The sequence below is a fragment of the Gloeocapsopsis crepidinum LEGE 06123 genome (assembly GCF_015207655.1).
Taxonomy (GTDB): Bacteria; Cyanobacteriota; Cyanobacteriia; order Cyanobacteriales; family Chroococcidiopsidaceae; genus Gloeocapsopsis; species Gloeocapsopsis crepidinum.
Genome location: NZ_JADEWN010000058.1, coordinates 1 through 24514, shown reverse-complemented (window position 1 = coordinate 24514; position 24514 = coordinate 1). Strand labels below are relative to the sequence as shown.

Annotated in this window: 21 protein-coding genes; 12 read left to right on the top strand and 9 right to left on the bottom strand. The window is 40.8% G+C overall.

All coding sequences use genetic code 11. From position 1 onward, the window contains the following. Positions 1-68: 68 nt before the first annotated feature. Both IQ230_RS19790 and IQ230_RS19785 read right to left on the bottom strand, forming a co-directional pair. Positions 69-857: an ABC transporter permease gene (locus IQ230_RS19790; RefSeq protein ID WP_193933973.1), complete on the bottom strand. Its 789-nt coding sequence runs from the start codon at positions 855-857 to the stop codon at positions 69-71. Next, on the bottom strand, positions 854-1837 hold the full coding sequence (locus IQ230_RS19785; RefSeq protein ID WP_193933972.1) for an ABC transporter ATP-binding protein: 984 nt from the start codon (positions 1835-1837) through the stop codon (positions 854-856). The genes IQ230_RS19790 and IQ230_RS19785 overlap by 4 nt, the downstream gene beginning before the upstream one ends. Positions 1838-2006: 169 nt before the next feature. Between IQ230_RS19785 and bioF the strand changes: the two genes are divergently transcribed. Next, positions 2007-3212: an 8-amino-7-oxononanoate synthase gene (gene bioF, locus IQ230_RS19780; RefSeq protein ID WP_193933971.1), complete on the top strand. Its 1206-nt coding sequence runs from the start codon at positions 2007-2009 to the stop codon at positions 3210-3212. Here the strand turns inward: bioF and IQ230_RS19775 are convergent. Then, entirely contained in the window at positions 3187-3870 is a 684-nt protein-coding gene (locus tag IQ230_RS19775; RefSeq protein ID WP_193933970.1) for a general stress protein, read from the bottom strand. The two genes, bioF and IQ230_RS19775, sit on opposite strands and share 26 nt — an antisense overlap. A gap of 647 nt (positions 3871-4517) precedes the next feature. On the opposite strand from IQ230_RS19775, the gene IQ230_RS19770 reads away from it, so the two are divergent. Together IQ230_RS19770 and IQ230_RS19765 are read left to right on the top strand one after the other, a co-directional pair. After that, entirely contained in the window at positions 4518-5996 is a 1479-nt protein-coding gene (locus tag IQ230_RS19770; RefSeq protein WP_193933969.1) for a sensor histidine kinase, read from the top strand. Between the two features lie 60 nt (positions 5997-6056). Beyond that, complete coding sequence (locus IQ230_RS19765) at positions 6057-6608, top strand: DUF2087 domain-containing protein (RefSeq protein WP_228055163.1); 552 nt, start codon at positions 6057-6059, stop codon at positions 6606-6608. Positions 6609-6742: 134 nt separating this feature from the next. Here the strand turns inward: IQ230_RS19765 and IQ230_RS19760 are convergent, their stop codons facing one another. The 3 genes from IQ230_RS19760 to IQ230_RS19750 form a co-directional block, all read right to left on the bottom strand. Continuing rightward, entirely contained in the window at positions 6743-8149 is a 1407-nt protein-coding gene (locus IQ230_RS19760) for a DICT sensory domain-containing protein (protein WP_193933967.1), read from the bottom strand. Positions 8150-8233: 84 nt separating this feature from the next. Further along, positions 8234-9730, bottom strand: coding sequence for a UDP-N-acetylmuramoyl-L-alanyl-D-glutamate--2,6-diaminopimelate ligase (locus IQ230_RS19755; RefSeq protein ID WP_193933966.1), 1497 nt, complete (start codon positions 9728-9730; stop codon positions 8234-8236). Between the two features lie 172 nt (positions 9731-9902). Continuing rightward, positions 9903-10175, bottom strand: coding sequence for a glutaredoxin family protein (locus IQ230_RS19750; RefSeq protein WP_193933965.1), 273 nt, complete (start codon positions 10173-10175; stop codon positions 9903-9905). Between the two features lie 113 nt (positions 10176-10288). On the opposite strand from IQ230_RS19750, the gene cysH reads away from it, so the two are divergent. The 6 genes from cysH (at position 10289) to IQ230_RS19720 (ending at position 21158) form a co-directional block, all read left to right on the top strand. Next, positions 10289-11014 (top strand): phosphoadenosine phosphosulfate reductase, encoded by a 726-nt coding sequence (cysH, locus tag IQ230_RS19745; RefSeq protein WP_193933964.1) that lies wholly within the window; start codon positions 10289-10291, stop codon positions 11012-11014. Between the two features lie 164 nt (positions 11015-11178). Continuing rightward, positions 11179-12483, top strand: coding sequence for an exonuclease subunit SbcD (sbcD, locus tag IQ230_RS19740; RefSeq protein ID WP_193933963.1), 1305 nt, complete (start codon positions 11179-11181; stop codon positions 12481-12483). A 552-nt stretch (positions 12484-13035) separates the two neighbouring features. Beyond that, a complete protein-coding gene (locus tag IQ230_RS19735) occupies positions 13036-15798 on the top strand; it encodes an ATP-binding protein (RefSeq protein WP_193933962.1) in 2763 nt (920 codons plus the stop codon). Further along, entirely contained in the window at positions 15795-18044 is a 2250-nt protein-coding gene (locus tag IQ230_RS19730; RefSeq protein ID WP_193933961.1) for a two-component system response regulator, read from the top strand. Before IQ230_RS19735 ends, IQ230_RS19730 begins: the two co-directional genes overlap by 4 nt. A gap of 388 nt (positions 18045-18432) precedes the next feature. Next, positions 18433-20535 carry a single-stranded-DNA-specific exonuclease RecJ gene (gene recJ, locus IQ230_RS19725; protein ID WP_193933960.1) on the top strand — a complete coding sequence of 701 codons (2103 nt, stop codon included), beginning with the start codon at positions 18433-18435 and terminating at the stop codon, positions 20533-20535. Continuing rightward, positions 20532-21158, top strand: coding sequence for a sugar O-acetyltransferase (locus IQ230_RS19720; RefSeq protein WP_322742493.1), 627 nt, complete (start codon positions 20532-20534; stop codon positions 21156-21158). The genes recJ and IQ230_RS19720 overlap by 4 nt, the downstream gene beginning before the upstream one ends. 224 nt (positions 21159-21382) lie before the next feature. On the opposite strand, the gene psb30 is transcribed toward IQ230_RS19720, so the two are convergent. Beyond that, positions 21383-21523, bottom strand: a complete 141-nt coding sequence (psb30, locus tag IQ230_RS19715; protein ID WP_015189210.1) for a photosystem II reaction center protein Ycf12/Psb30 — start codon at positions 21521-21523, stop codon at positions 21383-21385. Between the two features lie 292 nt (positions 21524-21815). On the opposite strand from psb30, the gene IQ230_RS19710 reads away from it, so the two are divergent. The 3 genes from IQ230_RS19710 to IQ230_RS19700 all read left to right on the top strand — a co-directional run bounded on the left by IQ230_RS19710 (position 21816) and on the right by IQ230_RS19700 (position 22946). Further along, a complete protein-coding gene (locus tag IQ230_RS19710) occupies positions 21816-22166 on the top strand; it encodes a YkgJ family cysteine cluster protein (protein WP_193933959.1) in 351 nt (116 codons plus the stop codon). Between the two features lie 175 nt (positions 22167-22341). Beyond that, positions 22342-22653, top strand: coding sequence for a TMEM165/GDT1 family protein (locus IQ230_RS19705; protein ID WP_289501507.1), 312 nt, complete (start codon positions 22342-22344; stop codon positions 22651-22653). Further along, entirely contained in the window at positions 22653-22946 is a 294-nt protein-coding gene (locus IQ230_RS19700; protein WP_193933958.1) for a TMEM165/GDT1 family protein, read from the top strand. Before IQ230_RS19705 ends, IQ230_RS19700 begins: the two co-directional genes overlap by 1 nt. A 55-nt stretch (positions 22947-23001) precedes the next feature. Here the strand turns inward: IQ230_RS19700 and IQ230_RS19695 are convergent, their stop codons facing one another. Beyond that, complete coding sequence (locus IQ230_RS19695) at positions 23002-23493, bottom strand: hypothetical protein (protein ID WP_193933957.1); 492 nt, start codon at positions 23491-23493, stop codon at positions 23002-23004. Positions 23494-23676: 183 nt separating this feature from the next. Further along, complete coding sequence (locus tag IQ230_RS19690) at positions 23677-24393, bottom strand: AraC family transcriptional regulator (RefSeq protein ID WP_193933956.1); 717 nt, start codon at positions 24391-24393, stop codon at positions 23677-23679. Positions 24394-24514 lie beyond the last annotated feature (121 nt).

The window sequence follows — 24514 nt, the reverse complement described above, 5'->3', positions numbered from 1 at the left end:
TTGAAATGTATAAAAGATAGTTATTAAACTTTAAAATCAAGAATGTGACGTTGTTAAAAAGGCAATTATTAAGCACCCATTCCTGAATATTGTTTTAATCCTCGTCGCCATAGCCAGCGATTAATAATGAAAAATAAGGCAATCCAACTAAGTGTTACTAACATACCCTGTAATATATTGACAGGCAAGCCAATTAGTATTGAGGCAGGAAAATCAATTAAATACGGAAAAGGAGTCCAAAGCAAGACGTTGCGAATATTTTCTGGAAACACGTCTAAGGGAGCAATCAAACCTGAAAAAAATAGATAAAATAAGAACCAAAAGTTTTCAATTGCATTAGCTCTTTCAGTCCAAAATGCGAAGAGTGCAAATGTGTATTGAATCAAAAATCTTAGAATAAAAGCAAAGATGACTGCGATCGCAAACAATAAGATGTGATTCAAACTCGGTATCCAAACGGCTTGAGGGTAAAGAATAAAAAACAATCCTACCAATCCCAAAGCAAATGGAAGACGTGCTAATCTTTCCGAAAGATGCGAGGCAACATGATGCCAGACAGGATCAATGGGTTGTAATAAACGTGGTGAAAGTTTTCCTTCGACAACTTCTTTCTCAAATTCATAAATTACCCAAACAACAGTAAACTGTCTCACAATAAACACAGTGAGAAAGTAACGGGCAAAATCTTCTGCAGTTAACCCAAATTGCCCACTTTGAGCAGCTTGCGTCCATACTCCCATTAAAATAAGTGGCAAGCTACCAGACAAAGCCCACAGAAATAACTCTGCGCGGTATTCGAGCATATATGCATAATATGCTGTCAGCAAAACTCTCGCTTTTTTCATAATTGAATTCATAACACGCCACCGGCACTGAAGACACGACCAATCACTTCTTCTACTGGTGGATCGGTGACAGTTAAGTCAATCACCTCCAACTCTGCCAGAATTTGTGCAACAGTACGAGTTAAAGCTTCGCGTTGTACTAAAAAACGGGCAGATTGTCCTTCTATCGATTTAATTTCACCGTAATGCATCAACTTCACTTCCGGTAAAGGATGTGCGAGTTCTACTTGCACTTCGCGATAGGGAGCAAATTGATCGATGAGTCCTTCTAAGCTGCCATCGTAAATCAATAGTCCTTGGTGGATAACTAGCACGCGTTTGCACAATGCACTAATATCTGCCATATAGTGACTTGTTAATAAAATTGTGGCATCATATCGCTTGTTATACTCTCGTAAAAATTCGCGTACTCCCACTTGAGCATTGACATCAAGCCCTAGCGTTGGTTCGTCTAAAAAGAGGACTTGCGGTTGATGGAGTAATGCAGCCATCAGTTCAGCTTTCATGCGTTCCCCAAGCGACAGCTTGCGTACTGGCTGGTTTAACTTACCTTGAAGTGAAAGCATTTCAGTAAGTTCGCCGACACGCTGACGATACTCTTTATCCGAGATGTTGTAGACGGCAGCATTGATCTTTAAAGTATCTAATGCAGGTAAATCCCAAATTAATTGTTGCTTTTGTCCCATCACAAGCGTGATTTGTTTTAAAAAACCTGATTTACGCTGAAACGGAATGTAGCCAGCAACTCGCACGCGCCCCGCCGAAGGATGAATTAAACCTGTCAGCATTTTTAAGGTAGTGGTTTTTCCTGCACCATTTGCGCCTAAAAAACCGACAACTTCTCCTGGTTCTATATCAAAGGAGACTTGTTTCACTGCTTCTACCATGCGATAAGTACGGCGGAAAAAGTGTTGTATTGTTCCTTTCAGTCCAGCTTCTTTAACGGCTACAGGATAAACTTTACTAAGATTTTCAGCCGAAATGATGGGCATATAATTTAGGGGCGAGGGGTGAGAGGTGAGGGGTGAGAGTGACTAGTGGCTGGTTAGTAGTGATTAGTGGCGCAGGCATCTTGCCTGCGGTTGATTGGTTGATTAGTTAATGGACAAAGTTTTAATAAATTGCTCTCCATGAACAATAGTAATAAAAATCTTAATGAGAATGCCGAGTGACGCTTATAACTGGATCGAACAATCTCTCGCAACTATTCACAAAGCTGATTGGTATCGCACTGTGCAGACAATTCAAGGACATACAGGGGCGATGGTGCAAATGAATGGGCGATCGCTGATTAATTTTGCCAGTAATGATTACCTCGGATTATCCAGTGACGATCGCTTGATCCAAGCCGCAATCACTGCTACACAAAAATATGGTACAGGTAGTACAGGTTCTCGACTCCTCAGCGGACACCGCGAATTACACCGCGAGTTAGAATATGCGATCGCATCCCTCAAGCAAACTGAAGATGCTTTAGTCTTTAGTTCCGGTTATCTGGCAAATCTGGGCACTGTTTCGGCAATAGTTGGTCAGCGCGATCTGATTTTATCGGATCAATGTAATCACTCATCGTTGAAAAATGGGGCAATTCTTAGCGGCGCTACTGTGATTGAATATCCGCATTGCGATTTAGTATCACTACAAACTCATCTTGAGCAACAACGCGATTGCTATCGTCGCTGTCTGATTGTAACTGATAGTGTTTTTAGTATGGATGGTGATTTATGCCCTTTATCAGGGCTACTCGATTTAGCTGACTATTACAACTGTATGCTGTTAGTTGATGAAGCTCATGCTACTGGCGTATTGGGGAAATGCGGTGCTGGATGTGTAGAACACTTCGACTGTTCGCAGCGTCAACTCATTCAGGTTGGAACATTAAGTAAAGCTTTGGGGAGTTTAGGCGGCTATGTTGCTGGAACCAAAACTTTAATTGATTTCTTACGCAATCGCGCCCCTAGTTGGATATACACAACTGCGCTGTCACCTGCAGATACCGCAGCAGCTTTAACAGCAATCCAAATTATTCAGCAAGAACCCGAACGGCGTCAACAGTTATGGCGCAATATTGACAATTTTAAATTACTGATACATCAACTATCACACTTAAAATTATTACCTTCTGACTCGGCAATTCTTTGCTTATTATTACCAACTGCTGCTGATGCTTTAATTGCTGCTCGTCACTTGCAAGATGCTGGTATTTTTGCTCCTGCGATTCGTCCTCCGACAGTACCAACAAGCCGGATTCGGATTTCCTTGATGGCAACTCATACAGTTGCTCAGATCGAGCAGCTTGTGGATGTTTTGAGTGCCATCAAAATAGTTTCTACCACTTCATCTAAATCTGTTCGCGGCGATCGATAATGACAACATTGGGATCGTTATTAGTAATATTACTTGTACTAGGCTCACTATATTCTGTGCTATGAGTTACTTCATTTGTTGCATCTGCAATAGAAGTTTGAATGCCAGTAGTTGCAGGAATTTCATAAATGCCAAACTCTTGAATACCGCGATTCATCAAAATTGATTCGGCATTAATGATGTCTTGTGTTGTGCCATCGACAATGACTAAATAACCACCACTCGCCACTCGTTGATTATAAATTTTTGCTCTTTCTTCAGGAATACCCAAGCCAAGCAATGCACCAAGTAAACCGCCCGTAACTGTACCAACTGCGCCACCAGCAAGTGCTGCAGTTAATGCTGAAGCGACTTCTCCTGCAAATAATACTGGACCTACACCAGGTACGACAAGACTACCCAAACCAACGAGTAATCCCGTAATTCCTCCTAATACCCCACCTGTCAGCGCTCCAGCTGTTGCACCTTCTCCTGCTTTGTTATCAAAAGTGTCGTTAACGTCAATTCCTGCGATTTCGTCTTGAGTTGCTTCGTCGCGGGCAATAATAGAAATTTTGTCCATTGAAAAACCGCGATCGCGCAGTTCACTGATTGCTTGTTCTGCATCTAAATAGCTAGAAAACACACCAATTGCACGTCTTTTTATGTCATTAACCATTTGTTACTGCCCTACTTATGTTTTCAAATATTTTCTTGTCTAACACCTAATTTTTTAGCAGTTTAATTAAACAAATAGCATCAACCTAGGGAAATAACACGAACATACGAAAAACTAATATAGATGAAATTTTATATTATCAATGCTTAAGTTTTAATGATTGCAGAAAAGTTTTTAAAAACTATTATTGTAATTATATCTGACTTGTAAAACTTACTTCTAAAAAATAGCTAAACGCAGAGAACAATAATTGTTATCTATAATTTAAGAATGATATACCATCAAAAACACATCAAAACCAATTAATATTTTTTAGATAAATATTTAAAATCACATCAAAAAATACTAAAACATTTATTTACATCTCTTTTTATGTTTTCTCTTTGTATACTTTGTAGTTCGTTCTCTAAAAGATCTGATAACTTCAATCGAAGTGTGATAGCTACTGTGTATTTTATGAATGCAATTAAAGCTGGCTCAAGCTTACTATTCAACTCTTAAAGAAAAGATACAGCTACCCTCAACGGAAATTGCGACTTATGGGTTCGGTTCTACGACTGTCATTGATGACCAAATCCCGATATCTTATGTATTGACATCAAGATTGAAGCACTACTAAAAATTATGAGTTGAAGGGGTGAGTACTGGTGCGCAAATGGATAATACCAACACTGAGTGAGATACTAGCCAGTAATGACACACAACACGACGGCTATGGTAGTCATTCATGCTTATTGTCTGCAAGTCATGAAGGAAGCACTGCAGTAGATGTGACAGCGCAGCAATGGCGAGTTGCGATCGCCGCATTGGAGAACCTACTGCAACAAATCTACCTTAAACATACCGTTGATGAGAATTGCCAGTTATCTACTCAAGGAGTAATATTGGCAGGTCCCGTACCAGTTATTAGCAATCCTCAACTCGTTAACACATTACCTTCTTGGACTTTTACGGCAGATTCCTGGCAGCATCAACTACTTCCATCAAGTTTAAATACTGCAGTACAAAAAAACTCACAAGTAGCTAGAGAACAAGGAGTTTTGTTACCGTTGATTTCTGGAGATCCACTGGCACGAGAACAGTTCTGTCTTGTTTTAACTGCACAATTTAGCTTGGCGATGGTTCTCGCAGAAAATGCTTATGGTGTACCAGTATTTTTATTTTCCTTTGAACCAGAAGTCGTGGAACAGGCATGGTACGCTTTGAGAGCAAGAGCTGCACTCACAACTTCTGAATCGGTATTGCATCTAGATGAACTTATTCAGCAATATTATCCAGTAGCGCCAGATTACCGAACAGTAATGCACTTTAGCCGCTTGCTGTTGCAGCACATACCAGAACTCCCCCACGAAGAAATTCGTAATTGTACACAAAATAATAATTTAGAACTAAGTCACGCAACACCTCGCGTAGATGTGGAATTACTTCAAGCCTTCGCGCACGAGGTACGGACACCCTTAACGACAATCCGAACATTGACTCGCTTACTACTTAAGCGCCGCGATTTAGCAACTGATGCAATTAAACGATTGGAAATCATTGACCATGAGTGTACCGAACAAATTGACCGCATGGAGCTTTTATTCCGTGCAGCAGAACTAGAAAAATGTACTGCCAAGCACTCAGGTACTTATTTAACAGCAATGTCATTAACGCAGGTCTTACAGCAGAGTGTTCCGCGTTGGCAAAAACAAGCCAGTCGGCGTAATTTAACTTTGGATGTTGTTTTACCGCAACAGCTACCAACCGTAGTTAGCGATCCGAAAATGTTGGATCAAGTCTTGACAGGGTTAATTGAAAACTTTACCCGCAGCTTACCACCAGGCAGTCACATCCAAGTACAAGTTATTCCAGCGGGAGATCAATTAAAGTTGCAATTACTGCCAAAATCTCAACTCGAAGAAAATAAAGGAGAACAATATACCGTACCGCCGATCCGCAAGTCGCTTGGTCAATTACTCACATTTCAACCTGAAACTGGCAACATTAGTTTAAATATGACAGCTACTAAACAGTTATTTCAAGCTATTGGTGGCAAACTCATTGTGCGGCAACGTCCCCACGAAGGTGAAGTCTTGACGATTTTCTTGCCTTTAGATGTCAAGCAAACCGAATACTGTAGCTAGTATTGATCTAATTCTAATTAGATGCAGGTCTAATTAGTGGAAGGTATGGAACAGGACGCGATGCAATCGCTGCTACGCTTCTTTAAAGTGTTAGCTAATGAAAGTCGATTGAAGATTCTGGGAATTTTAGCGAGTCGGGAATGCAGTGTTGAAGAATTAGCAACACTATTGCAATTAAAAGAACCAACGGTATCGCATCATCTCAATAAACTTAAAGAATTGAATTTAGTAAAGATGCATCCTGAAGGAAATACCCACTTGTATCAGCTAGACGGTGAAGCATTGCAAGGAATTAGCAAAGAGATTTTTTCACCAAAACAGATGGCTTCGCTGGCTGAAAACATTGAAGGCGAAGCATGGGAACGCAAGGTATTGCAAAACTTCCTCGTTGATGGACGACTCAAGGAAATTCCAGCTAGTCGCAAAAAACGCGTTGTCATTCTTAAGTGGTTAGCAAATCAATTTGAATTCGGAGTTAAGTACCCTGAAATTAAAGTGAATACAATCCTCAAACACCACCACGAAGACTGCGCTACACTACGTCGAGAACTGATTGGCTACCAATTGATGCAGCGAGAAAGTGGCACTTATTGGCGTGTCTTGAATGAGTGAATAGTGATTAGTGGCTAGTGAAAGAGTGGTAGAGTTGAGTGTTTAATTTTGTTAGCGTAGCGGTGCGTTAGCACGTTTTGAGTTGAATCTTCGTAATTCAAAACTCAATACTAAGAACTCATAACTCCTCTTCTTTAAGTTCCTGACCTCTCAGCAGTATCCACAGGTAAAAGGACGTTAAAGGTTGAACCTTCTCCTAAGCGACTTTTGACTGAGATAGAACCACCACAGCGTAAAAGAAGTTGCTGCACAATCGTTAAACCTAGCCCTGCACCACTTACATCTTCTCCGGCAGCGGGACGGATGCGATAGAATCGATCGAATATCTTAGGAATTTCGCTTGGTGCAATACCAATACCTGTATCGCGAAATTCAAGTTGGACAAAATCGTTTTGGAGACGCGATCGCACCCAAACTTGACCATTAGTAGGAGTAAATTTGATACTATTGTGCAACAAGTTAATCACAATTTGTTTCAACCAAGCATTAACACAAGAAACTGGCGGTAAATCTTCTGGTACAGTGTAAGCCAGCATAATTCCTTTTTCAGTTGCCAACGGCTGGTATGTACTAACAACCCCAGGAACAATCTCACTCAAGCGCACTGATTCTAATGGCGTTTGCACTGCGCGATCGAGTTGAATTAAGTCTAATAGACCATTAATTAGCGAGTTTTGGCGATCGCATTCTGTACTCAGTACTTGCAAATACCTTTGTTTTTGTGCTGGTTTAAGTTGTGGAGAATTTAGTAAACTGAGTGCCATTTTCATATGTGCTAGAGGTGTTCGGAGTTCTTGACATAATTCACTTAAGAAGTCATCTCTGACAGAAAAACTACTTTGCTTTTTTGTCCGAACAGCTTTATTGAGTGCTTGGTTGCGACGAAATTTAGTTCGACTGCGGATTTGTTCTTGGTAATGAATTTGTTTAGTTAAAATTTGATTTAAAAATGACGATTCAGGGATAGCTGGCACAACTTCTACTGTTGTATGTACCTCATCTCCACCGGCAAGTTTGAGATTATTTAGTATCGGTTGAACGATGTGTCCCTCAAACGAATAAAGTGCCACCAACGGAGGTCTTTTGCGGATTGTTACTGAGGTTAATGGTGCAGTACTTTTACCAAGTGTGTTTTCTTTAGCTTTATTTTGCCGTTGTTTTGGTCCTAGTCGATAAGCAAAAATCAGGCTACAAAAACTTGGAGATGTAACCATAAGAAAATATTCACGACGCAACTGGTTATTAAACTTTAGTTGAATCGGAATGCTAGGAAATTTATATTTCTCTGCATCTAAGTTACTGCGATCTTGAGGAACAATAATGTAAGTTGTCCGTGGAAGTTGTACTTGGTTGTAGTAACGCTGAATTTCTGCTTGCCAAATCTCTCCTGGCGGTAGCTTAAGCCACAGTGTTGCTGAAATTTGATTTTCAATTAAAGCATCAATAACAGCCCTCACCAGTGAAAGTAAAGTAGCCGGACTAACAGCCAAAAGTTGTGGAGGTTGCTGTAAATTAAGGATAGACTTATAAAGCGAATCCATAGCAATTAGATAAAGGTTAGAAGTAGAGAATAGGTAATGGGTAATTGGGAGTTATGAGTTATGAGTTTTGAGTTACACCCATACTTAAGTTCTTTTTGTTCGTCTCTCATTTAAGGCAGACCTTGCTTGTTCGCGATCGTCAAAGTGAATTTTCTCAGTTCCTAAAATTTGATAGTCTTCGTGACCTTTACCTGCAATTAAAACACCATCTCCAGGTTGCGCTTGCAGGATTGCTGTGCGAATTGCACTGGCGCGATCGCAAATAACTTGAGGATGTACTGTTTCAGGAATTCCGGCTAAAACATCTTGCAAAATGCGTTCGGGTTCTTCGGTACGCGGGTTATCAGAAGTCACAACGGCAATATCTGCAAGTTGCGCTGCAATAGCTCCCATTTTTGGACGCTTGGTGCGATCGCGATCGCCGCCACAACCAAATACGCAAATCATTTTGCCAGGAATAAACGGTCTTGATGCTTTGAGTAAATTTTCTAAGCTATCGGGTGTATGCGCATAATCAACAATTACACTAATATCTTGCTCAGAATCAATCTGCACTCGTTCCATCCGTCCTGGAACTTCGGTAAATTTTGGTAAAGCTTGCGCAATCAAGCCTAAATCTACACCGAGATGTAATGCCGCAGCAACAGCCGCCAACATATTTGAGAGATTGTACTCGCCTACTAAGGGCGAATGAAAGGCAATGTTTCCTTTGGGTGTATGCAGCGTTCCACTGACACCTGTTGGTTCATAGTTTAGATCGCTTGTCCAAAAATCAGCCTCTTCCCCATTGTGGACGCTGTAGCGCCATAGTTGTTGAACGGGGATTTGCGCCATTAGCCTTTGCCCGTAAGGATCGTCTGCATTAATGACTGCGCGTCCTTGGAGATAGTCGGGGCTAAATAACAGTGCTTTGGCAGCAAAATAATCTTCCATATCCTTGTGAAAATCAAGGTGGTCTTGCGTTAAGTTTGTAAACACCCCAACTTCAAAAAAACAACCTTCTACTCTTCCTTGTGCTAAAGCATGAGAACTCACTTCCATGACTCCCCACTGACAACCAGCATCGCGGGCTGCGGCTAATTGCTGTTGAAGTTCTACTGCAAATGGTGTTGTGTGCGTTGCAGTTTGCTCATAACCTTGCCATCGCGTGTAGAGAGTTCCCATTAAGGCGGTGAGAAACTGTGCTTGTGCAAGAAAATATTCAATTAAATGTGTTGTTGTCGTTTTGCCATTCGTACCCGTGACACCCACAAGTTTTAGCTGTTTTGCTGGGTAGCCATAGAAAGCTGCTGCGGCTTGGGCACACGCTTGAATCATATCAGTTGCAGCAACAATGCAAGCATCGCTTGTGACTGGTTTTGCTATATCTGCAGAAATTAAAGCCGCGATCGCACCGGAAGCGATCGCACTTTCCCAAAATTCACCTCCATCGACTCGCGTCCCTGGCATCCCAATAAATAAATCTCCAGGTTGACAAGCATGGGAATTCGTTTTTAATCCAGTAACTTCCCTATCCATTGCTGGATGCTGGGGAACTTCTTTAAGACTTGCAATATTTATTAACAATTCACGCAATTTCATGGCATCATACTCCTCACAACAAAAACCTAAATGAGCGTCAGTATACTTAGGACATTCACAAAGGCTCAGAGATGTTGCTCCAACTAACTTTTAGTTTCTATCTCTGACTCCTGAACCGAAGGTCTGCGCCAGCGTCCTCTGACCCTTGACCTCTACTGTAAACACACATCTCTTACTCTGAACCATGAGTTTTAAGATATTTCTGTAACAATTGCTCCAACTGTGACACTGTAGCGCGAGGAGAAGGACGAGGAAGTTGCTCTTCTCTACCATTATTGTCTCTACAGATGACTGGTATTTCGTACTGATAGGCTTGAAACCAATCTGCACGGGTTGTGATATCCCGAACTTCTAAATCAAAGCTGAATGAGTGAATTTGTGCCAATTTTTCTTGCAATCCCTCACATAAATGGCAACCTGGCTTACTGTATAAGATTAATCGCATTTTAGAAATACCACTTCATAAAAAATCAAAGCTGAGCGCAAAAAAACTAAAAAGCTTTCACCGACACAAAATTTAGATATTCTGGATGTAAGAGAAATAACAAAATAATCGACATGAGCTTTTCCATTGAATCTCGCATCCAAATTGATAATTTTGATTTAGAGCAACTTAACCAGAGATTTGATACTGCTCATCCCAGAGAAATTTTAGCTTGGTGCGTTGAGCATATTTTAGAAGGACTGGTGCAAACGAGTGCTTTTAATGTTGATGATATGGTAATCACTGATATTTTCTACCGCGACCTTGAACGACCAGTTCCAGTGATTTTCCTCGACACATTGCATCATTTTCCTCAATCGTTAGAATTAGTTGCCAAAGCTAAAGAGATTTACAACCTTGACTTGAGAATCTACAAAACTCCTGACGTAGAGACGCGCGAAGCTTTTGCCGCTAAATATGGTGCAGCCTTATGGGATAAAGATATTGAGAAATTTCACCACCTCACAAAAATTGAACCACTGCAGCGTAGTTTAGATGAACTGAACGCGGTTGCGTGGATTACAGGACGGCGTCGCGATCAAGCCGTTACCCGTGCCTATATGCCAGTATTTGAAATAGATGCTCAACAGCGTCTTAAAGTCAATCCTTTAGCAAGTTGGACTCGTAAAGATTCCTGGAATTATGTCTTCCAACATGGTGTGATCTACAACCCACTCCACGATCAAGGTTATCCCAGTATTGGTGATGAACCAATTACTACCCCCGTCGCTGAAGGCGAAGATGAACGTGCCGGACGCTGGCGCGGTACAGGTAAAACTGAATGCGGAATTCATATTTAGTCTAAACAGAGGTCAGGGACTTAAAGAAGAGGAGTTATGAGTTCTTAGTATTGAGTTCTGAATTACGAAGATTCAACTCAAAACGTGCCAACGCACCGCTACGCTAACAAAATTCAACACTCAAATCTACCACTCTTTCTCTCTACATTCAAAACTCAAAACTCATGCTCAAAATCCTCCATTTATCCGATATCCACATGGGAAGTAGCTTTTCCCACGGACGCATTGACCCTCAAACCGGAACCAACACGCGTTTGGAGGATTTTGTCAAGACACTTTCGCGCTGCATTGACCGTGCTTTATCTGAACCTGTTGACCTTGTTGTGTTTGGTGGCGATGCTTTTCCTGATGCAACGCCGCCACCTTTTGTGCAAGAAAAATTTGCAAGTCAGTTTCGCCGCTTAGTAGACGCGCAAGTTCCTACAGTATTGTTAGTTGGCAATCACGATCAGCATTCACAAGGACAAGGTGGGGCAAGTTTGTGTATTTATCGGACTTTGGGAGTACCAGGATTTGTTGTCGGCGATCGCCTAACGACACACCATATCCAAACCCATAACGGTCCAATTCAAATTATCTCGCTACCTTGGCTAACTCGTTCTACACTGCTGACGCGCCCCGAAACTGAAGGACTGTCTTTAGCTGAAGTCAATCAATTACTCATTGATCGTCTGCGAGTTGCCCTCGAAGGCGAAATCCGCAACCTGAATCCAGAAGTGCCAACAGTGTTATTAGGACATTTGATGGTTGATAATGCTTCTTACGGTGCAGAACGCTTTTTAGCAGTCGGGAAAGGCTTTACTGTTCCGCTGTCATTACTTACGCGTCCCTGTTTTGATTATGTTGCCTTAGGACACGTCCACCGCCACCAAAATCTGAATAAATCGAATGATCCGCCGATTATTTATCCAGGAAGTATTGAACGGGTAGATTTTAGTGAGGAAAAAGAAGACAAAGGCTATGTGATGGTGGAACTCGAACGCGGTAAGGTGCACTGGGAATTTTGTCCTTTACCTGTGCGTACGTTCTGCACAATTGAAGTTGATGTGTCGAATGTGGCTGATCCGCAAGAGAAAATATTGAAGGTGATCGCCAAAAAAAATATCGATGATGCTGTTGTACGCCTTATTTATAAGCTGCGTTCTGACCAATTAGATCAAATAGATACAGCATTGTTGCATCGTACTTTAAGCACAGCACATACTTACACAATTCAACCCGAACTTATTAGCCAACTTGCACGCCCACGCATACCCGAACTAGGTGCAAGTAGTAGTATTGACCCTATGGAAGCCTTAAAAACTTATCTAAATAACAGAGAAGATCTCAAAGATCTCTCAGCTTCAATGTTAGAAGCTGCACAAAAATTAATGTCAGCCGAAACTGAATGGTCAGACTTTGATCTGGATACACTTGAGCCAAATCAAGCTTCGGGAGAACAGCTTGAAGGACAACTACGTTTACTTTAGTTATAGTTGACTCGTAGCAAGTATTAATTCTAGTTGATTACTACGATTGAATTAACAAATCTCCTAGATGAATTTGAATTGCAAATTTATTCGCAGCTAAACAAACTCTTTCCACCTCCGTGGACTTACTGATAAAAGATAAATTATTTCAGTGTCCAAAGATACAATTTGCTTGGGTAGCCCCGCAGGGAGTTGGCGGGCATCTGCGATTTATGCTCGTTGAGTTATTCAATCAAAAAGGATATTGAAAGAAGAGACTTTATAGCTTTTCCGTACAATCACGGATGTTTTACTAGTGTGCAGCTTTTATAAGTAGAGTAGTAGAAAGTATTTATATCAAATTATAAAGGACGTAGCAAATAAGTTCAAATTCGACTTCAGTATAAACTCGTATTGATTCTTATTTTTTTGAAATCATATGCAAATAAATATCTAAGAATTAATGTATTCTATAACAAAAATTACTGAATACTTATAGTAAATTAATTGCTAGATTGAGATATCATAATTTGCTTAGGCTCATTAATTCCAAAAAATTAAAAATTAAATTGTATGAGGTGGTTGGAGTTACGTCAATATCTGAAAATCGCCAATAATGATGTTTATAAAAGCGAGGGTATCGGACTACACAAGCTGCTAATTGTGCCATTCGTGCTGCAAATTTTTGTTGCTGTAGCAATAGTGGGATACATTTCGCTACGTAATGGACAACAAGCCGTCAACGAACTTGCAGATCAATTAATGGATAAAGTTGACAAACTTGTAGATCAACACCTTGATAGCTACTTAGCCACACCACATCAAATCAACCAGCTAAATGTCGATGCAATTCAACTAGGAATATTAGATGTATATCGCTTTGAAGATGCAGGACAATACTTTTGGAAACAAATGCAAGTATTCGATGTTAGCTACATTGGCTATGCATTAACAACAGGTGAACTTGTAGCATCTGGGCGATATTTGGATGGTGAGGGCATTACAATCGACGAACTTTCAGTAAATACTCAACGAAAAGCATATACTTACGCTACTGATAGTCAAGGAAACCGCACGGCAGTTTTAAGAGTTTACGAAAACTACCAACCTTTAGCAGAAGCTTGGTACGCCGACGCAATCAAAGCAGGAAAACCAATATGGACTCCGGTATATACCTGGGAAGACCCTGCAGAACATCTTTTAATTACTGCAAGTCGTCCACTTTACGACAAGAATAATCGATTACTTGGTGTCATTGGGGCAGATTTTCTGCTAACCAAAATTAGTAAATTCTTAGCCAGTATAGATATTAGTCCCTCTGGAAAAATTTTCATTATTGAACGTAATGGTTTATTAATTGCAAGTTCAAGTCAAGAAAAACCACTTACTGTTTTCCAAGGTAAAGCACAAAGAATAAATGTTTTGCAAAGCCAAGATGCATTGATGCAAGTAATTGCTAAGTATATCTACGATGAATTTGGTGGTTTTGCCAAAATTAAGCAAAGTCAAAAGCTGAACATTCAATGTCACCATCAACGTCATTTTGTTCATGTATCTCCTTGGTATGACAATCTTGGGTTGGATTGGTTAGTGGTTATTGTTGTCCCCGAATCTGACTTCATGGCACAGATCGATACAAATACTCAAATGACAATTGTTCTGTGTTCATTAGCTTTATTCGTCGCCATCATTGTGGGAACGCTAACTTCGCAATGGATTATGCGACCGATTCAAAAACTAAGCACAGCCTCTAAAGCGATCGCAAATGGTAACTTAGACCAAAGTGTAAAAATTGAAGGAGTCAAAGAACTTGATGTTTTATCACAGTCATTTAATCGCATGGCATTGCAGATTAAAGAATCTTTAGAACAACTAGAAATAAGAGTTGAACAACGTACTGCAGAACTTAAGACAGCAAAACAAGCAGCTGAGGCAGCTAGCCAAGCTAAAGGTGAGTTTTTAGCTAAAATGAGTCATGAATTGCGAACGCCACTAAATGCAATTCTTGGTTTTACAAAATTGATGCATCAAGACGCATCAATCACCACTGAACAGAAAGAAAATTTGAGAATTATTGGTCGTAGTGGAGAGCATTTACTCACACTCATTAACGATGTTCTCGATATGTCTAAAATTGAGGCAGGTTGCAGTGTACTGAACAAGAAAAAATTCGATCTTTACACATTACTTAATAGCATTGAAGAAATGTTTCAGTTTAAAGCTCAATCGAAAGGTTTGCAGCTAAAAGTTGAGCGTACTGCAGCAGTTCCTCGATTTGTTTACTCTGATGAAGTTAAACTACGGCAAATTTTAATTAATCTTTTAAGTAATGCAATTAAATTTACACAGGAAGGTTATGTAACTATACGCGTACAAGCATTAAAGGAAATATCAAAAGGTTCTCCGGCATTTAAAACAGTGTACTTTGAGGTTAAAGATACAGGGCTAGGAATTGCGCCACATGAACTAGCAATTTTATTTGAACCTTTTGTTCAAACCGAAACCGGACGCAAATCTGAACAAGGAACAGGGCTAGGTTTAGCGATCGCTCAAAATTTTGTCCAACTCATGGGAGGAGAACTTACAGTCAATAGTCAATTAGGAAAAGGCAGTAGCTTTCAGTTTAATATTCGCTTAGAACTAGCAGACTATGCTGCATCGCAACAATCAACAATTCGGCGGGTGATTGGCTTAGCACCAGGACAGCCAACGTATCGGATTTTAGTTGCTGACGATCATTTAGCACATCGCCGCATACTCAAGCAAATGTTGACTAATGTGGGATTCGAGGTGCGTGAAGCTGAAAATGGTCAAGAAGCGATCGCACTCAGCCAAAGCTGGCAACCGCACTTGATCTGGATGGATATCCGAATGCCTATTGTTTCAGGCTATGAAGCAATTAAACAAATCAAATCGCATCCTACTCATCAAGTTACAATTATTGCTTTAACTGCTAGCACTTTAGAAGAAGATACGATCTTAGCTGCAGGTGGCGACGATATTCTGCGTAAGCCTGTTCGAGAACACGCAATCTGGCAAAAACTCACACAACATCTCGGCGTGCGTTATCGCTACCAAATTAACCGACGACTGGCTAACCGAAAAGAAGCAACACAACGCAATGTATTAAAAACTGACAGCTTAAACGTGATGTCTCCTAGATGGATTGCCGAATTACATCATGCAGCAGCTAAACTCGACGCTGAAGCATTATTACAGTTGATCGATCAAATTCCCAGCGAACATAATTTTCTGGCGCAAGCTTTACAACAGAAAGTAAAAAACTTTGATTTTGACCAGCTTATTGACTTAGCTCAATCCTCGTCATCATTATGAATAACCATCAATTTAGTACCGATTCACGCACAATTTTAATCGTTGACGATGTCCCAGAAAATCTTTTGGTTTTATCCAAAACCTTGTCTGGAGAAGGATATCAAGTTCGTTGTGCAAAAAACGGTGCAATGGCATTGATGGGAGCTAAAACTGCACCACCCGATCTCATTTTACTTGATGTCAAAATGCCTGATTTGGATGGTTACGAAGTGTGTCGTCAGCTGAAAGCATCGCAATTAACACGTGATATTCCAGTCATTTTTTTAAGTGCTTCAGACGATCTTGTTGGTAAAGTGAAAGCTTTTGAGGTTGGTGGTGTCGATTACATCATGAAGCCGTTTGAAATTGCTGAAGTTTTATCTCGCGTTAAAAGTCAATTGGCACTCCAAGCCGCCAAAGCAGAAATTTCACAGTTAAATGCTCAATTAGAAGAGCGAATTCAAGAGCGTACTGCAGAACTAGAAGCAACTAATCGCCAATTAAGAAGAGAAATTGCAGAACGTAAGCTAGCACAAAAATCGCTGCAAGCAAGTGAAGAACGCCTAGAAAGTATTCTCAATTCCCTTGAAGATGTTGTTTGGTCATTTGCTCCAGAAACTGGAAAGTTAATTTATCTTAACCCAGCAGTACAAAAGGTTTATGGTCGCCCACCTGCAGAATTTTTAGATTGCCCAGAGTTATATCAAGAAGTGATTCATCCTGACGATCGCGCTAGATATCAAAAATCACGCCAAATGCTCATCGAACATGGCAGTGTAGAAATTGAATACAGAATCTTGCGTCCTGATGGTGAAGTCCGCTGGTTGAGCGATCGCACTTATATTATTTACGATCGAGGTCGCACCGCCGTACGCATCGATGGCATTATCTACGACATTACGCAACGCAAACGTGCCGAGGAGCAACTCATCTATGACGCGCTGCATGATGCTCTGACAGGTTTACCTAATCGTACTTTATTTATGGAACGTCTTGAAAGTGCTTTAAGTCGAGCCAAGCGTCATAAGGATTATTTATTTGCTGTTTTATTTATCGATTTAGACCGTTTTAAAATTGTCAATGATAGTCTGGGTCATGCGATCGGCGATCAATTACTTTGTGCGATCGCATGTCTTTTAGAACAAAGTATCCGTTCCACAGACACGATTGCGCGTTTCGGTGGTGATGAATTCACTATTTTACTCGACGGTATTAAAGATATTACTGATGCAATTAAAATTGCTGAGCGACTTCAAACGCAACTTGTATCACCATTGACACTAGAAAACCATACTATCTTTTGTAGTGCCAGTATCGGAATTGTCCTCAATTCTCCCAACTGTACGCAAGCCCAAGATTTGCTACGAGATGCTGATATTGCCATGTATCAAGCAAAAGAACAAGGCAAGGCACGGTATGCAATTTTTGACCAGGCAATGTACCAACAAACTCTAGAACTTTTACAGCTAGAAAGCGATCTGCGCCAAGCACTCGAACGCCAGGAATTTTGCCTACACTACCAGCCCATTGTTTCCTTGGCAACAGGTAAACTCAAAGGTTTTGAAGCTTTAATCCGCTGGCGACATCCCCAGCGAGGTTTGATTTCTCCTACAGAATTTATTCCCGTTGCGGAAGATATTGGCTTAATTGTGCCTATCGGTGAATGGGTATTACGAGCCGCTTGTCGCCAATTACGCGCTTGGCAAGTACAATTTCCGCATTTGATGCCACTTAAAATGAGTGTAAATATTGCTGGAAAACAAATTAGAGAACCAAATTTTCTTGAGCAAATTGAGCAAATTTTAGCAGAAACTGGCTTAGACGGCAGTTATTTACAACTAGAAATGACTGAAAGTACACTGATTGAATATGCTCAAGAAACAATTCATGCACTATTAGAAATTAGAGCAAAACGAATTCAGTTAAGCATTGATGATTTTGGTCAAGGTTACTCATCTTTGAGCTATCTACATCGTTTTCCCATAAATATCTTAAAAATAGATCGCTCTTTTGTAAGTGGTATGCATTCAAATGCCGAAAACTACGAAATCATTCGGACAATTACTACCTTAGCTCATACCTTAGGAATGGATGTAGTTGCAGAAGGCGCAGAAACAACCGAGCAACTTACAATATTACGCACATTAGGCTGTGAATTTGGTCAAGGTTATCTTTTCTCTAGACCTTTAAATTGTGCTTCTGCTACAGCCTTAATGACTACTAATCCTCAATGGTTAGATTTTACTGAGCTAAATCAGCCCTTCTAAGTAGCTGCTTTAATTACTTTATAATTGCTTTGCTTTACGCACTCTTTAATAATATCATTTCCGGTTAAATAACCAGAATATTGGTATCGTTATGCTGTTATTAGTGGTTAGTTACTAGTCACTAGTCACTAGTAACTTTTACTGACCATTTTTGTTATCACTAACCAGTTTTGATACAATTTAGGAGAATCCCCCTTTAACTCTTTCCTCCGTGTTATCTGCATCTGGAGTGGTAGCCTACGGCATGCCCTTCGGGTTCGCAGTCGCTTCAAGTCGGGCGTTGCCCGCCCAACGCGCTGCTCACCGCTTTGCGTCTACGTTAAAAAATATATTTCAAACTACAGCGACTAAGAGTTAAAATATTTGGCTAGTTGCGCATTGGGTAAGTGTGTTAGAGCATTCTACTCCAGAATTATCTCATCGTCCACAACGCCTTCCAAGTCAGCGTTGGCAAATTTATTCAGCAGCAGCAGAATTCGCGCAAAAGCTAGCTGAAGTTGCTCAAACATCACCCATTATAGGTCAATTATTAATCAATCGCGGAGTTGAGACGCTAGAACAAGCACAAGCATTTTTAGAACCAGAATCCCAAGTTCTTCCTTCACCAGTGGAGGAATTTCCTGACCTAGCATTAAGTGTCGAGTTGCTAAACACTGCGATCGCACATGACAAAAAAATTGCAATTTGCGGCGACTACGACGCTGATGGCATGACGAGTACCGCATTATTACTGCGATCGCTAAGATGGTTGGGTGCAAACGTTGATTATGCAATTCCTAGCCGGATGCACGAGGGCTACGGTATTAATCAGCGCATTGTTGAAGAATTCAAGCGTGAAGGCATCGAGTTAATTCTCACCGTCGATAATGGAATTTCCGCTTTTGATGCGATCGCTAAAGCTAGAGAACTTGGTCTGACAGTCATTATCACCGACCATCACGACATCCCGCAACAACTACCGCCAGCTAACGCTATTCTTAACCCCAAACTCATCCCAGAATCTTCTCCTTATCGCGGACTTGCAGGAGTAGGAGTTGCTTACATTCTGGCTGTTTCGCTAGCACAAAAGTTAGGGCAAATTGCAGGATTAGTTAAACCTTTGCTTGAACTATTTACTTTAGGGACAATTGCAGATCTTGCCCCGTTAACAGGCGTGAATCGTCGTTGGGTAAAGCGGGGATTGCGATTGCTTCCTCAATCTCAACTAGCGGGAGTGCAAGCTTTAATTCAAGTTGCGGGCGTACAAAGTAACAACAATGGTACTAGCGTTAATGCCAAATCTCTCAAGCCTGATGATATCGGTTTTCGTCTTGGTCCGAGAATTAATGCTGTAGGACGCATTGCCGATCCGCAAATTGTCATCGATCTACTGACAACAGACGATATGGGACTCGCACTAGAACGTGCCATGCAGTGCGAACAAATTAACCAGCATCGTCAACAACTATGCGAACAAATTGAACAAGAAGCGATCGCCTACATTGAACAAAACCAAATCGATTTACTGCAAGAACGTGTTTTAGTCGTTGTGCAAGCCGATTGGCATCATGGTGTCATTGGGATAGTTGCATCGCGTTTAGTCGAACGCTACGGCGTTCCTGTGTTTATTGGCACGTATGAAGATGAACATCATATTCGCGGTTCTGCACGGGGAATTCCTGAATTTCATGTTTTTGCTGCTTTAGAATTTTGTCAGGACTTATTAGGTAAATTTGGCGGACACAAAGCGGCTGGGGGCTTTTCTTTACCTGCGGAAAACTTAGCCGCACTGCGAGCGCGCTTGCGGGAATTTGCCCATCAATGCTTGCAAATTGAACACCTCAAACCATTAATTAAGATTGATGCACAAGCACACTTCAGTCAGATTGATCGTCAACTCTACAAGCAACTAGATGCTCTTCATCCTTGCGGTATTGATAATCCTAATCCCTTATTTTGGACAGCAAATGTTGAGGTGATCGAACAGCGCATTGTCGGTAAGGGACATATCAAGCTGAAACTAGCACAAAACGAAAACTCACAGCGATTTCAGGTGAATGCGATCGCCTGGAGAAAGGCGCGTGATTATTTTCCACTACCACCACGAATTGATATTGCCTACTGCTTGCGCGAAAATACCTGGAATGGTAACACAACAATTGAACTCGAATTAGTTGGTGTGCGCTTGCCGACACAACCCTCTAAAATAGAATCAAAATCTTCAAAAGAAGTTGCGGCTTCAGGCGAGGTGTCCTCGCTTGAGCATCGCCGCAACTTTGCAGAATTTTATTATAATCAACGCCGTTATATCTGTGGCATATTTACTAATAGTTCAACGGCTGAACTGCGAATTAAAAACGATCAGGGTCAAATATTGGCGATCGCTCAAGGAGATTCTACAGGATTTTTAGGCACTAAACGAGAAAATGCTCAACAAGTTGATATCACGCGATCGCATTTTCATCAGTTAGTCATCGCCGCGTATACTGCTTTAAATCAGTTACCCAAGTGACTTATGCTATTGTTATGCTGCACGACAATATATCAGCAGTATTTATTAAAGAAAAGTATCGAAAGATGAATAAGACAGCGCGGGAGAGAATGCTGGCAAATGAGCCATATATTGCAATCGATCCTGAGCTTGAAAGTATGTACAAAAAAGCACAAAATCTCTTACATACTTTCAATCTATCACTTCCTGATGAGAGCGAACTCCGGCGCGGGATTGTTCAAAAACTTTTTGGTTCAGTCGGTCAAGTTTTTGAGGTTAAGCCACCTTTTCGTTGCGATTATGGTTGCCATATCTACGCCAAGGAAAATTTGTATATCAATTACGATTGCATGATTTTAGATTGTAATAAAGTTTATATTGGCAACAATGTGTTGCTTGCTCCTAAAGTACAAATTTACACAGCATATCATCCACTCGATGCTGAAATGAGAAGATCCGGTTTAGAGATGGCTGCGCCGATCGCAATTGGCGATGATGTTTGGATCGGCGGTGGAGCAATTATTTGTCCAGGAATAACAATTGGGAACAACACCACAATTGGCGCAGGAAGCATTGTCACGAAGGATATTCCTGCTAATGTCGTTGCGGCAGGAAATCCTTGTAGAATCATTAGAAACTTATAGAGTTAGACACTATCACAACATAGTAGAGCAGTTGTGGTTTTCGCTATTTACAGTACCGCTATCTCTTCTTGGCAACTGAAATTGACCAGACAAGCAGTTATGACTAGGTATCCAGTATTGGAGCTTACTATCTCAAATTTTGAATAACTGAGTGAGGATATAAGAGGGCGATCGCCCTTGTTCATTTCTCTATCCTCACTGTTCCCTATACATACAGCGTCTTTCTACATATTGCCGCCGCGTGCTGCCAAAATAAAGATGATAATTGGACCAGCAAGCATGATCAGTGCAACACTAACTAGCTGAAAAAAGGTTTCCCACTGAAAAGTGCTGAGTCCCTCAAAAATTCCAGATACAACGTCCATTATTTCCTCCCATTACCTAACCGAGTACTCAGATAAAGCTCCGCACTAGATCTTACCTGGATGGCAATGACTCAATTTAACTAACTTAATAAATCTATAAAAAACAATAAACAATCATTGCTCCTTTCTCATACTACAGCAATAATCGATGTGGCTAGGATGTTAGATAAGGAACCTGGAACCATTGCTTCAACTATCTTCTACACCTAACCTCTGACCTCTACTACACTTGCCTATCGGTTAAAACCGTTAAACTCGAAGTGCAAGAAAAATCATAGCCCAAATTTGAATTATGGCTACCTGGCGATGTGTAAAGCAATGTGGAGCCTGCTGTAATCTCGATCCAGCAGAGCGTCCAGATATTGAAGATTATTTATCACCTGAAGAACTAGAACTCTATTTCAGTATGGTAGGTGAGGACGGCTGGTGTATCAACTACGATCGCGTTACCCGCGAATGCCGCATTTACCCAGAACGCCCGCGCTTTTGTCGAGTAGAACCCGCGATTTTTCAAAAGATGTACGGTATCCTTCCTGAAGAATTAAGCGATTTTGCTATTGATTGCTGTCAGCAGCAAATTAGTGGTGTTTACGGCGATCGCAGCCTTGAAATGTTGCGTTTTGAGCGAGCTATTAAAGATTAATTTTTCGCATTCCTTCCAAAGGGTTGATTTTTGTAACAAAGATCAGAGAAAATGAAAAAAATATGAAAGCGCTGCGACGTTTTGAATACCTGTGAAAACTGATTTGCCTACCCAGTTACTTGAAGCTGAACTTAAATCTGAACATATTGCAATCGCCTTTGAAAATACCGATACAATAACTGAGTCACAACAGCCTTCAGCTTTTGGGCAATCTTCACGGACAGTATTCGCAACAACCTTCGTTACAATATTTTTTGCTGAGTTTGGCGATAAAACTCAGCTATCCACACTCTTGATGAGTGCTGAATCTCAATCTCCCTGGATTGTCTTTGGAGGTGCGGCGATCGCAATGGTAACAACAAGTTTGTTAGGGGTTCTTTTAGGGTGCTGGATTGCAACTCGAATTGCTCCCCGAACAGTAGAAAAACTAGCAAGTGTTAGTTTACTTCTAATTTCAATGATGTTGCTTTGGGATGTCGTGCAATAATGGATTGGAATTTGCTAGGGCTAAGTTTTATCACGGTATTTTTATCCGAACTCGGTGACAAAAGCCAATTAGCAGCGATCGCCCTTAGCGGACGTTCTCAGTTTCCCCGTATGGTATTTTTAGGGACAGCCGCAGCATTACTCTTAACAAGCTTACTCGGTGCTTTAGCCGGTGGATGGGCAGCAGAACTATTACCTGTAAAAACAACTAAAGCGATCGCCGCTATAGGATTCGCGTTCCTTGCGATTCGCTTGTGGTGTAATCCTGATGCATCCCAACATGAAGAAAATTAAAAGCTCCCTACTTTAGGTAAGGAGCTTTTTTGCACGCATCATAATTTAATTCAACCTATCTGCGGATGCCCCAAAACAACAGAGTACCACCAGCAACAAATTTCACAGCTTCTAATACCCAGTAACCTGCGTGTAGCAGATTCATCGTGCTAGGAACTTCGGTGGCTGACTCAAATAAATTCAATTGCACACCTGTCGCAGACATTTGTGGAGTCAAGACGTAAGTAGCTAGCAAAGGTACAGCCAGTAAGAGTAAAGCTAAAACAGTTGTCCCTCGTCGCCAATTATCTCCAGCAAGTTGTGTTTTGTTTAGAACTAAAACACTTGTTACCACTAAAGCTGCTGCTAGTAATTCGATGCGATTATAATTCCAGAAAATCAAGTAACCCGCTGTCGTAAATCCAGCTTGAGTCATCATTCCAGAAATATATAAACTGGGCATAATTACCCAGTCTAAGATTATGCTGCTACTCAGCCAGAATCCTAGAGTTAAGATTGCAACGTTCTGCCAAGGCGAACGCTTTAATTGAATACTAGAAACAGTCATAATAATTGCGTTGATTTACTTTTATATTTTTAGCTTAACGAATTTATCATGGTGCAAATGTGAAATATCTTTTAAAACTTTGGAGATGAAAGAAAAAGTTATTGTTACTTATTTACAAAAATTTAAATAAGAAATATTAAAAACTGTCTGCAATCATTAATTTCATCAAAAATTATGCAGCAATTAGGAGATATATAACCTATAAGCTTTAGGTGTCATCCCTGTTAGCTGGCGAAATTGTTTACTCAGATGACTGTGGCTATTGAAACCGCATTGTAAAGCAATTTCAACAACAGAATATTTTGTTGTTTTGAGTAACTGTTTAGCACGTTCAACGCGCTGCTGAAGTAAATATTGATGTGGCGAAACCTTCATCGATTGTTTGAATAAACGGCTGAAGTGGAATTGACTAATTCCTACTAATTCTGCAAGATCAGCCAGTTTAATATCTTCTTCTAGATGTGCATTGATGTATTCCGTTATTTGAAATAAATGGCGATCGCCTAACCCACCTTCATACAAAGCTACACGCGGTTGCATCGTAGAATATTGGCGTAGTAAATGCACTGCTAAGACATTCGCCAGCGACTCAACATAAAGCTGCCCTGCCCAACCGCCGCCTTTATGTAATTCAGCGCGTAGCATCATTAGCGTTTGCTCAATTTGCGGATCGCGTACGCGAAATTCTGTGACAAGTTCTAAGCGCGAGATATCAGTTTCAATTGCTTCAGCAGCAACTTTTTGCAAGAACTGTGGTTTTAACTGAATCTGTAAATAGCGATCTTCACCTTCGGTATGGTACGCCGCCGGAAGCCCCGCAGGTGTAATCGAAATATCGCCTTTGCTGTAAAGTCCGACGTAACGGCGATCGCCCACAGTTTGAAAAATGCGATGACTCATATCTTGCACCTGGAAATTTGAATGTCAATTCCTTGACTAAATGCCAAATCTCTCAGGCGTTCAATGTCTAGTAAAAGAAGTAACAGCACCAATTGTGGAAATATAGTTTGGAGTGCGATTT

Bases quoted from the DNA above. Each gene is read 5' to 3' on its own strand.
- IQ230_RS19750 (WP_193933965.1), bottom strand. From the start codon at position 10,175: ATGCGATTAATCTTATACAGTAAGCCAGGTTGCCATTTATGTGAGGGA.
- IQ230_RS19730 (WP_193933961.1), top strand. From the start codon at position 15,795: ATGAATAACCATCAATTTAGTACCGATTCACGCACAATTTTAATCGTT.
- sbcD (WP_193933963.1), top strand. From the start codon at position 11,179: ATGCTCAAAATCCTCCATTTATCCGATATCCACATGGGAAGTAGCTTT.
- cysH (WP_193933964.1), top strand. From the start codon at position 10,289: ATGAGCTTTTCCATTGAATCTCGCATCCAAATTGATAATTTTGATTTA.
- IQ230_RS19700 (WP_193933958.1), top strand. From the start codon at position 22,653: ATGGATTGGAATTTGCTAGGGCTAAGTTTTATCACGGTATTTTTATCC.
- IQ230_RS19760 (WP_193933967.1), bottom strand. From the start codon at position 8,149: ATGGATTCGCTTTATAAGTCTATCCTTAATTTACAGCAACCTCCACAA.
- psb30 (WP_015189210.1), bottom strand. From the start codon at position 21,523: ATGGACGTTGTATCTGGAATTTTTGAGGGACTCAGCACTTTTCAGTGG.
- IQ230_RS19790 (WP_193933973.1), bottom strand. From the start codon at position 857: ATGAATTCAATTATGAAAAAAGCGAGAGTTTTGCTGACAGCATATTAT.
- IQ230_RS19735 (WP_193933962.1), top strand. From the start codon at position 13,036: ATGAGGTGGTTGGAGTTACGTCAATATCTGAAAATCGCCAATAATGAT.
- IQ230_RS19765 (WP_228055163.1), top strand. From the start codon at position 6,057: ATGCAATCGCTGCTACGCTTCTTTAAAGTGTTAGCTAATGAAAGTCGA.
- IQ230_RS19695 (WP_193933957.1), bottom strand. From the start codon at position 23,493: ATGACTGTTTCTAGTATTCAATTAAAGCGTTCGCCTTGGCAGAACGTT.
- IQ230_RS19710 (WP_193933959.1), top strand. From the start codon at position 21,816: ATGGCTACCTGGCGATGTGTAAAGCAATGTGGAGCCTGCTGTAATCTC.
- bioF (WP_193933971.1), top strand. From the start codon at position 2,007: ATGCCGAGTGACGCTTATAACTGGATCGAACAATCTCTCGCAACTATT.
- IQ230_RS19775 (WP_193933970.1), bottom strand. From the start codon at position 3,870: ATGGTTAATGACATAAAAAGACGTGCAATTGGTGTGTTTTCTAGCTAT.
- IQ230_RS19755 (WP_193933966.1), bottom strand. From the start codon at position 9,730: ATGAAATTGCGTGAATTGTTAATAAATATTGCAAGTCTTAAAGAAGTT.
- IQ230_RS19785 (WP_193933972.1), bottom strand. From the start codon at position 1,837: ATGCCCATCATTTCGGCTGAAAATCTTAGTAAAGTTTATCCTGTAGCC.
- IQ230_RS19690 (WP_193933956.1), bottom strand. From the start codon at position 24,393: ATGAGTCATCGCATTTTTCAAACTGTGGGCGATCGCCGTTACGTCGGA.